General features: G+C 36.8%; 10 protein-coding genes and 3 pseudogenes. All 13 read left to right on the top strand.

The genetic code is table 11. The annotated features are described in order from the left end of the window. Positions 1-82 precede the first annotated feature (82 nt). The 13 genes and pseudogenes from N4G44_RS00100 (at position 83) to N4G44_RS00040 (ending at position 12,651) form a co-directional block, all read left to right on the top strand. Positions 83-301: a hypothetical protein gene (locus tag N4G44_RS00100; RefSeq protein WP_474924070.1), complete on the top strand. Its 219-nt coding sequence runs from the start codon at positions 83-85 to the stop codon at positions 299-301. A 38-nt stretch (positions 302-339) separates the two neighbouring features. Further along, positions 340-1,209, top strand: a complete 870-nt coding sequence (locus tag N4G44_RS00095; RefSeq protein ID WP_474924067.1) for an MraY family glycosyltransferase — start codon at positions 340-342, stop codon at positions 1,207-1,209. A 29-nt stretch (positions 1,210-1,238) separates the two neighbouring features. Further along, positions 1,239-2,099 carry a polysaccharide biosynthesis/export family protein gene (locus N4G44_RS00090; RefSeq protein WP_474924063.1) on the top strand — a complete coding sequence of 287 codons (861 nt, stop codon included), beginning with the start codon at positions 1,239-1,241 and terminating at the stop codon, positions 2,097-2,099. A gap of 2 nt (positions 2,100-2,101) precedes the next feature. After that, a pseudogene (locus tag N4G44_RS00085) lies at positions 2,102-4,597 on the top strand (polysaccharide biosynthesis tyrosine autokinase). A gap of 81 nt (positions 4,598-4,678) precedes the next feature. Next, positions 4,679-4,852 (top strand): bacteriocin-like protein, encoded by a 174-nt coding sequence (locus N4G44_RS00080; protein WP_474924061.1) that lies wholly within the window; start codon positions 4,679-4,681, stop codon positions 4,850-4,852. 332 nt (positions 4,853-5,184) lie between these two features. Continuing rightward, positions 5,185-6,075 carry a type IX secretion system protein PorG gene (gene porG / locus N4G44_RS00075; protein ID WP_474924060.1) on the top strand — a complete coding sequence of 297 codons (891 nt, stop codon included), beginning with the start codon at positions 5,185-5,187 and terminating at the stop codon, positions 6,073-6,075. 5 nt (positions 6,076-6,080) lie between these two features. Then, the gene (locus tag N4G44_RS00070; RefSeq protein WP_474924058.1) at positions 6,081-6,830 is read left to right on the top strand and encodes an isoprenyl transferase; all 750 of its coding nucleotides are present in this window, start codon (positions 6,081-6,083) and stop codon (positions 6,828-6,830) included. Between the two features lie 27 nt (positions 6,831-6,857). Beyond that, a pseudogene (gene bamA / locus N4G44_RS00065) lies at positions 6,858-9,394 on the top strand (outer membrane protein assembly factor BamA). After that, a pseudogene (locus tag N4G44_RS00060) lies at positions 9,358-9,962 on the top strand (OmpH/Skp family outer membrane protein). Before bamA ends, N4G44_RS00060 begins: the two co-directional pseudogenes overlap by 37 nt. A gap of 66 nt (positions 9,963-10,028) precedes the next feature. After that, the gene (locus N4G44_RS00055) at positions 10,029-10,532 is read left to right on the top strand and encodes an OmpH/Skp family outer membrane protein (protein ID WP_048500842.1); all 504 of its coding nucleotides are present in this window, start codon (positions 10,029-10,031) and stop codon (positions 10,530-10,532) included. Between the two features lie 63 nt (positions 10,533-10,595). Continuing rightward, positions 10,596-11,081, top strand: a complete 486-nt coding sequence (locus N4G44_RS00050; RefSeq protein ID WP_474924056.1) for an acyl-CoA thioesterase — start codon at positions 10,596-10,598, stop codon at positions 11,079-11,081. A gap of 21 nt (positions 11,082-11,102) precedes the next feature. Continuing rightward, positions 11,103-11,966, top strand: coding sequence for a dTDP-4-dehydrorhamnose reductase (gene rfbD / locus N4G44_RS00045; protein WP_474924054.1), 864 nt, complete (start codon positions 11,103-11,105; stop codon positions 11,964-11,966). Position 11,967: 1 nt separating this feature from the next. After that, positions 11,968-12,651: a hypothetical protein gene (locus tag N4G44_RS00040; RefSeq protein WP_474924053.1), complete on the top strand. Its 684-nt coding sequence runs from the start codon at positions 11,968-11,970 to the stop codon at positions 12,649-12,651. Positions 12,652-12,730: the final 79 nt, after the last annotated feature.

Here is a 12,730-nt window from a genome sequence, read left to right as displayed (position 1 = left end):
ATATAAAACATTGATAGGTAGCTTTTTGTAAGATAAACCCGATGTTTTTTTAGGAATGTTGATGATGTGCTTAATAAAAAAAATGAAGAATTTTGAATTGTTCTTAAGCGAATCAGGAGTTTCTATTTTTTACGTGAAAATAGGATTAGGCTTTCTATTCTCTTTTTTAATTACGTTTTTCTCCATCCCTACCATCATTAAAATATCCAGAAGGAAAAACCTTATGGATGAGCCGGGTATAAGGAGTTCCCACCTCAGGAAAATCCCTAATCTCGGAGGGATTGCCATTTTTACTCAATAGGAATCTGTGCATCGATTTTTGCCTATGAGCTTTTTGATTTGTACAAATTTTTATTTGCCTCATTAATTATTCTTCTTTACATCGGAGTGATGGATGATATTGTTGTCATGAGAGCTTATAAAAAACTGGTGGCACAGATTGTAGTGTCTTCATTGGTGGTAATAGGTTCCGATATCAGGATCAGAAGCTTATTCGGGATATTCGGGATTTATGAAATGGGCTATTTCGTGAGTATTTTGTTCAGCATCATTACTTTTATTATTCTGATTAATGCATTCAATCTGATTGATGGGATAGACGGGCTGGCCGGAGGATACTCGGTCATTTGCAGCGGCCTTTTTGGAATAAGCTACTACCGACTGGGAGAATATAATTACCCGCTCGTGGTTCTTTCCGTTATTATCATAGGAACTGTACTTGCCTTTTTATACTATAACCTATCCAATTACAGGACGAATAAAATATTTATGGGAGATACGGGGTCTATGCTTCTGGGGTTTCTTCTGGCGTTTACTTCCATCTGTTTTATTGATATTTTCATAGACAGAGAACTTCCTAATGTTCCAAGATATCACCTTCAGTCTGCACCGGTAATAGCAGTTGCCATTCTTATTTTACCGATTGTAGATACGCTGAACGTAATCATTATCAGGCTTTGCAATAAAAAATCACCTTTTGATGCAGATAAAAACCACATCCATCACAAACTGCTGAAGCTGAATCTTACCCACAGGCGATCTACATTTTATATTATTGTATATTACCTGATGATTGTCATTGTGGCTTATTATTTAAGACATATCGATATCAATCTCCTTTTAATGATAATTATTTTATTAGGCTTTTTTGGCGCTTATTTACCAGATATTATTTATCATTTAAGAAATAATAAGAAAATAAGAATTTAATTTTTACTTTTGCAAATAACATCCCAAATATGATGAAGAATTTGAAATATTTATTTTTATTACTGCCCTTTTTTATGACTTCCTGCATCACCAAAAAAGATGTAAGATATTTACAGCCCAGCGAGAGCCTGGTAATCAATGAAGAAGGACTTATTCCCTACAATATTCCCACCTACAGAATTACGAAGAATGATATTCTTAATCTTAATATTGTAACTACGCCTAAGGGAGATGCGGCCCAGTTTTATTCATCTTTAAATACCTCCGGAGGAGCTAGTGGAGGAGGTGCTGCTAATCCTGGTTTGACAGCAGGTAATAGTGGAGGTTCTGCAATGGGAGGGAACATGAATTTTTATTTCAACGGTCTGAAAGTGGACTCCAAAGGAGATATCAACGTTTTCGGTATAGGATATGTTAAAGCTGAAGGAAGAACACTGGAAGATGTTACCCAGGAACTTCAGGAAAAAGTGAACGAAAATTTCCAGGAAGGAAAAGCTGAAGTAAGACTGAATACAGACGGAATTACCTACTACATTCTTGGAGACGTAGAAACAACAGGTCTTTCCGGAGAAAAAGTAGCTCACAAAAATACGTTGACTATTACAGAAGCATTAGCTATTAACGGTGGTTTGAACAGAACCGTTGACCGTACCAATATTGTTATCCACAGAAAATTGCCGGAAGGGATCAAAGTGGCAAAACTTGACCTTACCCGCGAAGATATTATGAATTCCCCGTACTATTATGTACAGAACGGTGACGAAATCTATTTGAATACCAGAGGAAAAAGCTTAAACGGATTCGGAAAAGATCCTATACAGACTTTAACCACTGGGGTATCGGTAATTACTACAGCATTATCAATTTATCTGCTTCTTAAAAACCTTTAACCATGATTCCAGACAAAGACACCACCATAGGGAAAAACGAACCCCAGAAGGAAAAGTATGGATCGTTTGCATTATTTGATATCGAACATTTCCTGAGAAGAATACTCAAAAACTGGTACTGGTTTGTATTCATGCTGTTTATCGGCTATGTTATTTCATGGGTATACAGTAAATATTATGCACAGAATATCTATGCATCAGATCTTTCTTTGAGTATATCCAATAATACGTCCAGTTATTTTACACCCAACCAGTCTATCAACTTTATCTGGGGGCAGAGCGGAAATCAGGACGGAGTTTATCTTAAAAAATGCTTTTATCCAGATCCCATAACGAGTTTCTGGTAAAAGAGCTTGACCTGTTTGTTAATTATTCTACCAAAGGTCTTATCAAATCAACCTATATTGATAAAACCGATTCACCGGTTTTTCTTCAGATTGATAAAAAACACCTTCAGCAAATTAATTATCCTATTACCCTTGTTCCAAAGGGGGAGATTCTTATGAAGTAATTCTTCCGGAAGAAGGGCAGTCTACCAGTTTGTACAATTATGAATCAGAAGGGTTTCAGTCCGTTAGTGGGTATAGCAGGCCTGCCAATAAGGTGATAAGAGTTAACGAATGGTATAATTCTCCCAATCTGCGTTTCAGACTTATCAAGAATACCGCGACTCCTAATATAAAGGTTGATAATGTTATTGTAAATCTTAGTTCGGTCAATCAGAGTGTTAACGACATCGTTTCTACCATAGGAGTGGAATTCGATAAAGAGATTGCAACCATTATGATCATTTCCAAAAAAGGTTTCAATCTTAACAGCACGGTGAACTTCCTGAATAAATCAGTAGCTGAACTTCAGAAAAAAGACTGGCGGATAAAAATATCGTTAACAAGAACACAGACCTTTATCTGCAGACCAATATAGACGGTATCCGTAAAAAACTGGATTCAAGTGCGGCGGTTCTGAATTATCTTAAAACTTCGGAGAAGCTGTATAATATTAAAGACAGAGACGAAAAATCTTTAGAAAAAATAAAAGATCTTGAAGCAAAAAAGGCTGATATCATAAGCAAAATCAGTTCACTGAATAATATTAAAAATACCCTTCAGGCCCAGAATTTTGATAAAATGATCAGCACCAATGCTGCCGGTTTTGAAGACGGATTCTTTACAGCTACTGTTACAGAGCTTAAAGCCCTATATATGAAGAGAAGAGAGATGGCAACCATCTATAAGCCGAACTCCGAGCCTATGAAAGAAATAGACAGGCTTATTAATGAGGCTAAAATGGGTTCATCCGGTGCTTTAAGAAACTATTATACAAAATATTATGAAGAGATCAATAAAATAGACCGTCAGGTAGCTGAAGCCAATAATGACCTGACTTCATACCCTGAAAAAGAAAGAAAATATCTTGATGCAGAAAGAGGGTATAGCATGATTGAAGCTACTTATAACAGCCTTTTGGGAAGACAGAATGAAGCACAGCTGAAAGTTGCTACCAACCAGTCTGATATTACAGTAATTGACCCTGCCAAGAATCTGGGACAGGGCCCTATTGGTCCTAATGTAAAAGCAATAAAATCGGCAATTATGTTCGGTCTGTTGCTGCTTCCATTATTATTCATCCTGATTGGTGAAGCATTGGATAACAAAATCCGAAACATCAAAGAACTGTTGGGTGCAACGAAGATTCCGCTTCTTGGAGTTATCGGGAACAATACCAATGAGAATATGTTAACCGTTTTGGAACAGCCTAAATCATCTGTTGCAGAAGCATTCAGGGGAATCAGGGCCAATATGAGATTCCTGATGGAGAACAATAAGGAAGATGGCAAAGGAAAAATAATTTTGATAACCTCTTCCGTTGGTGGTGAAGGGAAAACCTATATTTCCATCAACCTGGCCTCAGTAATAGGCTTGAGTGATAAAAAAACAATCCTGCTTGGAATGGACCTTAGAAAACCTAAGATCTTCGGGGATTTTAAAATTGATAATAAATACGGGATCTCCAATTATCTGACCGGAGAAGTAGAAATAGACCAGATTATTAATAAAACCAGAATTCCCGGCCTTGATGTCGCTACTTCCGGACCGATTCCTCCGAACCCTTCAGAGCTTTTGATGAGCGACAGAAACATCAGGTTCCTGGAAGAACTGAAGGAGAAGTATGATTTCATTATCATAGACTCACCTCCGGTAGGTTTGGTTGCTGACTCTTATGAGTTGATGAAATATTCTGATGCCAATATCTATATCGTTCGTCATGAGTATACTGAAAAATATATGCTGAAGATGATAACGGAGAAATATCACAACCATGAGGTTGATCATTTAGGGCTAATCTATAATGATTACAATAAAAAACAAGGCTATGGATATGGCTACGGTTATGGTTACGGATATGGCTATGGTTATTTTGATGAAGACAAGAATTATAAGGAACCGCTCCTGATCAGAATACGGAATAAAGTACAGGCAATATTTAACAGGAAATAATATTTTCTTGTTAAATATTACTCCAACACATGGTGATATATGTTATTTTTTATATCTTGTGAAAGAATTAAATAAAATAACATGAAAAATCTAAAAAAACTGTCAAAAAACGATTTAAAAACGATTAATGGAGGGAAGCAGCTGCAGCCACTTACAACACATTGTTTCAGTAATGCCGGATGCCCTTCAGGACAAATTTGTGTTACTTGCTCTGGCCCGGATTGCGGCAGTTTAGGTAGCGGAATTTGCATCTGATACAATTATTCTTGAAAACAGTGACTAACAGTTTTTATTTTATATTTAAACAAATTGCTGTTACAATCGCGCTGGTTTGATTTTTAATATCAGAATAATTTTCAGGAAAATTAAAAAAAGCCCTCACCAATGAGGGTTTTTTTTATGTTGGGAGTTACTTGTATTGTATAAATAGTATATAAAGAAATATTTTTGGCACTTTGCCGTTTACTTTATAACAAATTATGTTTTTTTGTTTATTTTTAACTAAACATTAAGGATATCTTTAATATAAAAATGTTTTATATTTGCAAAAATTAAATTTTAAAATAACCATAAATCCATATTCTTTTATGAATAAAAAATTATTGTTTAGCTTTATTGCCTTCCTGGGAATGGTAAGTGTTAAAGCACAAAGAAACGAATTGGGAGTTCGTTTGGGTATGAGTAACCTAGTTGGGGATATCGGACGGACCAATTATATTTTACAAAAGCCGTTGGATTTAGACAGAATGTCAGACTGGGGGTTCCCGTTTTATGGAGGTTTATTATATAGATTTAATTTTAACCCGCACCAGACCGTTAGATTGGATTTAGGATATAACCAGATCCAGTTTAGTGATAAGGCTGCAAAAGAAGAATATAGAGTAAATAGAAACTCATACGGAAAAAATAATGTATACGAAGCAAGTTTGATGTTTGAATACAATCTTTTCCCTGTCAATAATGAGCAGGTAAGCATGGTAAGTCCTTATATCTTTGGTGGTGTAGGAGCTTTGATGTTTGATGCCCCTAAAGCTGATCTTGTACATGATTTCAGAAGAGATGCAGACGGTGTGGCACAGGCGCCGCTTAATGAACTTGACTATACAAGTACCCCGGTATACTCATTAGGAAAAAAAGTAACCATGCATATCCCTTTTGGGGTAGGTTTAAAATACAAGTTCAATCATAATTGGGCTATATTTGCAGAAGCTACATTCAGATATACACTGACAGATCAGCTGGATCACAGCAGATTGCTTTCAAAAGATCTGACGTCTAGCTATAATGGAGATATTTTAGATCCTGCTACCGGTGCTTCGCTGCTGCAGTCAGGAAATTATTATGCAGTCTCTAAAGAAAGAGAACAGGAGCTGCTTAGCAAAAGGAATATAGGGGATGAAAGGTCTAAGGACTGGATGAATACTTTTAGTTTAGGATTGACCTATTCATTCGGAAGACCTCCGTGTTATTGTGATTAATTAATATGTCGTTGATTAAAGATAAAATAAATTCTCAGAATTTACCGAAACACGTCGCCATTATTATGGACGGCAATGGAAGATGGGCAAAAACACGTGGCGAAGAAAGAACTTTCGGTCACAGGAATGCCATTGATGCAGTAAGAAATGCCATTAATGCATGTAATGAGATTAATATCCCTTACCTAACACTGTATACATTTTCTTCAGAAAACTGGAACCGCCCTGCAAACGAAGTGAATACACTCATGAACCTGCTGGTGGAAACCCTTTTGCTGGAAGCTGAAGAGATTTTTAGCAAAGGACTCAGAATGCATGTTATAGGGAATTTAGAAAAGCTGCCTCCCCTGGTGAGAGAACAGCTTGAACGTGTAGTAGAGCTTACAAAAGAAAACACAAAAGGCAATTTAGTACTGGCAATAAGCTATGGCTCACAGAACGAAATACTGAACGCTGTAAAAAGCATCAGTTCCGATGTGAAAGAAGGAAAAGTTGATGTTGAGAATATTGATGAAAAATTATTCGAAAATTACCTTTATACCAAAGACTTTCCGCCTGTAGACCTGCTGATCAGAACCAGCGGGGAAATCAGAATAAGCAACTTCCTTCTTTGGCAGATTGCTTACGCGGAATTACAGTTTTTAGATGTCCTTTGGCCGGATTTTACAAAAGATATCTTCTTCCAGTGTATTGTAGATTACCAGAATAAAGAAAGAAGATACGGTTTAACTGGCGACCAGATAAATGCCCAATAAATTTAAAGAAAAGAAAGACTCGATAAAATGAAGTTTAGACTATTACCCATCATCATGTTTGCTGCTTCGGCACATTTTTATGGACAAGTAACTCCTCAGGACAGCACTAAAGTAAATAATGCTGTACATGCAGAAAATGAAGCAGGAACTTACACTCTTAAAGACATTGTTGTAGATGGGGTAAAAAAATATACACCGGCACAGATCTTAAGATTTACGGGATTAACTAAAGGAGAAGCTGTAGATATTCCTGGACAAAAAATCAGCAACGCCGTGAAAAAGCTTTGGGATACCCAATCGTTTTCAGAAGTTGAAGTGTATGTTCAGAGTATTGAAGGGCAGACTGTAATTTTAAGATTCTACCTGGAAGACCTTAAAGAACTTGGAGAAGTAAAATTCACAGGTAAAGGGATTGGTAAGTCTAAAAACGAAAAGATGGCAAAAGACAACAATCTGAAGCCAGGAACAAAGATTACTCAAAACCTTATTTCCAGCCTTAAAACAAAAGTCCCTAAGGATTATGTGAAAAAAGGGTATGCTGATGCCAGAATCACCATTCAGGATAAAGTAAATGCCAACGATCCGTCTTTGGTAGACTGGACCATCAATGTGGAAAAAGGTAAAAGAGTAAAAATTGACCATATCGAATTTGAAGGCAACCAAAGCGTTACAGATGCAAAGCTTAGGAAAAAGCATTCAAAGAAACCAAACAAAAAAGATTTGGTATCGGTGGAATCCTGAAATCTTCAAAATTCATTGAAGAAAAATATCAGGAAGACAAACAGAGTCTTATCAGCTACTATAACTCTTTGGGTTACAGAGATGCTAAGATTGTTTCAGATTCCGTATGGAGAAACAAAAGAAATAATTACGAAATCAACGTAAAACTTAATGAAGGTAAAAAGTATTATATCGGAGACGTTACATTCACCGGAAATACCGTTTACTCTACAGAATATTTACAGAGATTATTAGGATATAAGAAAGGAGATATTTACGATGCTGTCGGGTTTAACAAAAAAGTTGGAGAAGACGGAGGTAAAGAGGATGATTCAGATATCAAATCTGTGTACATGAATAACGGTTACCTTTTCTCTAATGTAACTCCTGTGGAGAAATCCGTATCGGGAGATGCTGTAAACCTGGAAATCAGAGTTAATGAAGGAGAACAGGCAACCTGGAACAAAGTAACATGGCAGGGGAATACAACAACCCATGACCACGTTGTGCTTAGAGCCCTGAGAACCAAACCGGGAGAGCTTTTCAAAAAGACAGAAATCAAAAGAACCTATTTCGATCTTGCAGGGATGTCTTTCTTTGATCCGCAGCAAATTAAATATGACATTAATCCTAACCCGCAGGACAATACGGTAGATGTAAACTGGAGTCTTGTTGAAAAAGGATCTTCTCAGGTACAGTTACAGGCAGGTTACGGAGGTAACAGCTTTATCGGGACATTAGGACTTACGTTCAATAACTTCTCTTTAAAGAACTTCCTTAAATTTAAGGATTTTAAACCGGTACCTCAGGGTGACGGCCAGACTTTATCCATCCAGGCACAGGCAGGACAGTATTTCCAGAATTATGGGATTTCATTTACTGAACCATGGTTATTCGGAACAAGACAAACTTCCCTTTCTGTAAGTGTAAACACCTCGAGAGTAAAATATAACGACAGCAGTGGAAATGATCAGAAGCTTAATATCTTCTCCGCATCAGCGGGTCTGAACAGACTATTGAACTGGCCGGATGACTATTTCTCGTTATATACAGGAATCCAGTTCCAGAATTATAAATTCAGTAACTATCCATTCCAGTTCGGAGATACTACAGAATACTATGGAGATGCAAACAACTTAAGTCTTAACTTAGGTTTAAGCAGAAACTCAGCAGGTATCGACCCTATCTTCCCGACAACAGGTTCGAATATTGAACTTTCTGCGAAATTAACCGCGCCATATTCATTGTTCAGCAACAAAGATTACTCTACAATGTCGCCGGTTGACAAATATAAGTGGATGGAATTCTACAAAATCAAGTTCAAAGCCGACGTGTATAACGAAGTCGTAGGAAAATTGGTATTGAGATCTTCCGCTGAAATGGGATTCATGGACGGATATAACAAAAAGCTTGGAGCTCCGCCATTCGAAAGATTCTACGTAGGAGGTACAGGTTTATTTGGAGGTAGATATGACGGACGTGAATTGATTCCATTGAGAGGCTACGAAAATGCTTCAACATATGGAGGAGAAATAGATGACATTACCCAAAGAGGGGGAGGTACAATCTACAACAGATTTACACTGGAATTAAGATACCCGATCTCAATGAACCAGACCGCTAAAATTTATGCACTTACCTTTGCTGAAGGGGGTAACGTATGGAACTCATGGAGCACCTACAACCCATTCCAGCTGAAAAGATCTGTAGGAGTTGGGGTAAGAGTTTATATGGGAGCATTTGGTCTGATCGGATTTGACTTTGCTTACGGATTCGATAGAACAGTTTCCGGAACAGAGCCTTCTGGATGGAAAACACACTTCCTGATGAACCAATCATTATAATCACACATATGAAGAACCTTAAAATCATTTTCACATTTGTATTGTTCCTGCTTTTCGGATTTTCAAACGCACAGAAAATTGGAATTGTAGATACAGGCTATATTTTAGACAAACTGCCTCAATACAAAGAAGCAGAAGCAAGATTAAATTCTCAGATCGATACCTGGCAGTCAGAACTTCAAAACCTACAGTCAGAATACGAAAGAAAAAATCGGCATTTGAAAGTGAGAAAGTATTGTTGATAGGAGACCAGCTGAAGCTTAGAGAAAAAGAAGTAATGGACCTTGAAAAAAACATCAAGACCACAACAAGCTTACGTTTTGGAGCCAATGGCGAGATTACAAAACTGAGAACCAATCTGGTTGTACCGTTCCAGGATCAGATCTGGACCGCCGTTAAAACAATGGCTGAGAAAAACGGATTGGGCACGGTTCTTGATAAATCCGATAACAATGTGCTTTTCCTTCTGCCAAGATATGATTATACAGAAAAAGTATTAGCGATCTTATTAAAAGGATCTGCTCCATCTGATAAAAAAGAAAAGACAAGCAGTAAAAGTAAAAATTAATATATAAATTAACTTTTGCTTAAAATTAAAATCTAAAAACAAATTAAATTATTTATTTTACCAATTATGAAAAAATTAAGTGTATTATTTGCCGCGGTAATAATGGTTGTATCGGTAAGTATGGCGAAAGCTCAAAAATTAGCTTCTGTAGATTTAATGGGGGTTCTTAATGCAATGCCTGAAAAGAAAAAAGCAGACACTGATATAAAAACTTTCTTAGACGCAAAACAAGCTGAAATTAAGAAAAAAGCAGATGCTGCTCAGGTTAAATTCCAGCAATATCAAACTGAAGCTCCTAAAAAGACAGCTGATGAAAATGCAGCTAGAGAAGCAGAAATGAAGAAATTAGGAGAAGAAATCCAGCAAATGCAGGAAAAAGCTCAGAAAGATCTTCAGGCTAAGCAGGATGTAGCTTTCGGACCTATCGAGAAAAAGCTGAACGACGCGATTGAGAAAGTTGCTAAAGCTAACGGTTACGACTTCATCCTTGATGCAAACGCTGGTGCGCTTGTATACAAAGGTGGTGCAGACGCTACAGCTGCTGTTAAGAAAGAATTAGGAATCAACTAATAAATTAACAAAGTTTTATAAATTAACCGTCTCTTTTAGAGGCGGTTTTTTTATTTTTGCGCTATGGAAAAAGAAGTATCAACAACCGTAAAAATAAGGTTCAGCGATTGTGATCCGATAGGACATTTGAATAATGTAAAATATTTGGACTATATGTTCAACGCCAGAGAAGACCACGTAGAAACATTTTATGGATTCACATACGAAGAATATACCAAGAAAACGGGATGCACCTGGATTGCCATTCAAAATGAAATTGCTTACCTGAGAGAAGTAAGATACAATACCCAGGTTGTGATCAGCAGCAAAACAATAGAAATTCAGGACAGGACGGCCAAAGTAGAAATACTTATGAAAAGCCTCGACGAAAAAACCGTACATGCGGTTCTATGGGTTACAGTGATTTATTTCAACCTTAAAACAAGGAAATCCGAAATTCATCCCGAAGATATAAAAGAAACATTTCATAAGTTCTATGTAGATCTTGAGCAGAAAGACTTCCAGTCCAGAGTGAAGTTCCTTAGGTCTCAGAACGCAAAAAATTCATAATAAAAAATTAAAGAATCACATATGAAGAAAATAGCAGTAATAGGAGGCAACGGACAGTTAGGCAACTGTATCAGGAAAATTGCACCCGATTTCGAAAATACTTACGAATTCATATTTACAGACTCCCAGACTCTGGACGTTACCAATGAAGAACAGGTTAATGACTTCTTTTATGATAACAAACCGGACTACTGTATCAACGCTTCCGCTTACACAGCCGTTGACTTAGCCGAAAAAGAAAAAGACAAGGCATTTGCTGTAAACGCTTACGGAGTTGCCCATCTCGCTCAGGCCTGTGCAGATCATAAATGTATACTTATTCATGTTTCCACCGACTATGTCTTTGATGGTGACACCAATCTTTCATACTCAGAAGACGATTTTACCAATCCGACCGGAGTATATGGCGAATCAAAAAGAAAAGGAGAAGAACTTGCCCTGGAAATTAATCCCAAAACCATTATTTTAAGAACCTCATGGCTGTATTCAGAGTTTAATAAAAATTTTGTTAAGACAATGCTTAGCCTGTTCTCTCAAAAAGACGAGCTTGGAATTGTTGCCGACCAGTTTGGGCAGCCTACCAATGCAAACGATCTTGCAGAAGCAATCATGAATATTATCGAAGCCCCGAACAAAACCTTCGGTATTTTTCACTTCTCAAATTACCCCGAAACCACCTGGTTTGAATTTGCTAAAAAAATTGCTGAATTTTCAAACTCTTCAGTGAAACTAAACCCTTTGACGACGGATCAGTATCCCACCCCTGCGAAAAGACCTGCCAGAAGCACCATGTCTTTAGATAAAATAGAAGAAGTATATAAAATAGAACCCAAACATTGGGAAAACAGTCTCGAAGATTCTGTCAAAATACTAACCCAGCAATAATATGATCAAGAACCTGGCAGTTGCCATTTCCATATTCTGTATCCATCTATGTAATGCACAGAATGTATATCTCTCAAAAGTTGAGAAAACAAACGACAATACGGATAAATTTCTCTATAAAAAAGCAGAAACCATAACTGATGCAGAATATCTTGGAGAAATTGAGGTTCAGGGATTCTCAAAAGATGATGCAGCTGTTTTTTCTCTCATATATAAGAAAGCAAAAGAAATAGGGGCCAATACTTTTTCATTTAAACCATTTGAAAATATAGATGGTACCCCTCAGCCTTTTAATCCGTCTAATTATAAGATAGCTCTTTACTATACCCCAAACGGGAAATTAAAATATCAGGAGGGTAAATTATACATTTTTGCTTCTTCAGATAAAGAGCAGAAGATTAGTATAAATAAAAAAGACTATTTACTGGCACCAAGGTCTTACCTTACCCGGGATATTATTTCCGGAGATGTATTTATTATATCAACAAAGAAGTTTTTAGGCTCCACAATTAAAGTTCAGCCTAAATCAGATAAAGAAAACCTATACTTTCAGGTCTCCTCGTTGAGGGTAAAATCCGATACTTCCGGAATTGGCGGTTTAAATCTGAAATCCGGTGATATTATAGGATTAGAAAAATCTTATGCGGAGTTTTTAAGCCTTATATACACTGAAATAAAACAGTAAACCGTAATTCTGGAAAGAAAAGCTGAAAAAATTAAACAAAAGTTTAAAATTTTTACTACTGTATACCAGTTCTTTACGG

It is taken from the genome of Chryseobacterium sp. GTID13, from assembly GCF_056172655.1.
The sequence above is the reverse complement of the archived record's forward strand: the minus strand, read 5'-3'. Positions and strand labels throughout refer to the sequence as shown.

Excerpts from the sequence above, each read along its gene's own strand:
- N4G44_RS00100 (WP_474924070.1), top strand. The coding sequence starts at position 83 with ATGAAGAATTTTGAATTGTTCTTAAGCGAATCAGGAGTTTCTATTTTT.
- N4G44_RS00090 (WP_474924063.1), top strand. The coding sequence starts at position 1,239 with ATGATGAAGAATTTGAAATATTTATTTTTATTACTGCCCTTTTTTATG.
- N4G44_RS00080 (WP_474924061.1), top strand. The coding sequence starts at position 4,679 with ATGAAAAATCTAAAAAAACTGTCAAAAAACGATTTAAAAACGATTAAT.
- porG (WP_474924060.1), top strand. The coding sequence starts at position 5,185 with ATGAATAAAAAATTATTGTTTAGCTTTATTGCCTTCCTGGGAATGGTA.
- N4G44_RS00070 (WP_474924058.1), top strand. The coding sequence starts at position 6,081 with ATGTCGTTGATTAAAGATAAAATAAATTCTCAGAATTTACCGAAACAC.
- N4G44_RS00055 (WP_048500842.1), top strand. The coding sequence starts at position 10,029 with ATGAAAAAATTAAGTGTATTATTTGCCGCGGTAATAATGGTTGTATCG.
- N4G44_RS00050 (WP_474924056.1), top strand. The coding sequence starts at position 10,596 with ATGGAAAAAGAAGTATCAACAACCGTAAAAATAAGGTTCAGCGATTGT.
- rfbD (WP_474924054.1), top strand. The coding sequence starts at position 11,103 with ATGAAGAAAATAGCAGTAATAGGAGGCAACGGACAGTTAGGCAACTGT.
- N4G44_RS00040 (WP_474924053.1), top strand. The coding sequence starts at position 11,968 with ATGATCAAGAACCTGGCAGTTGCCATTTCCATATTCTGTATCCATCTA.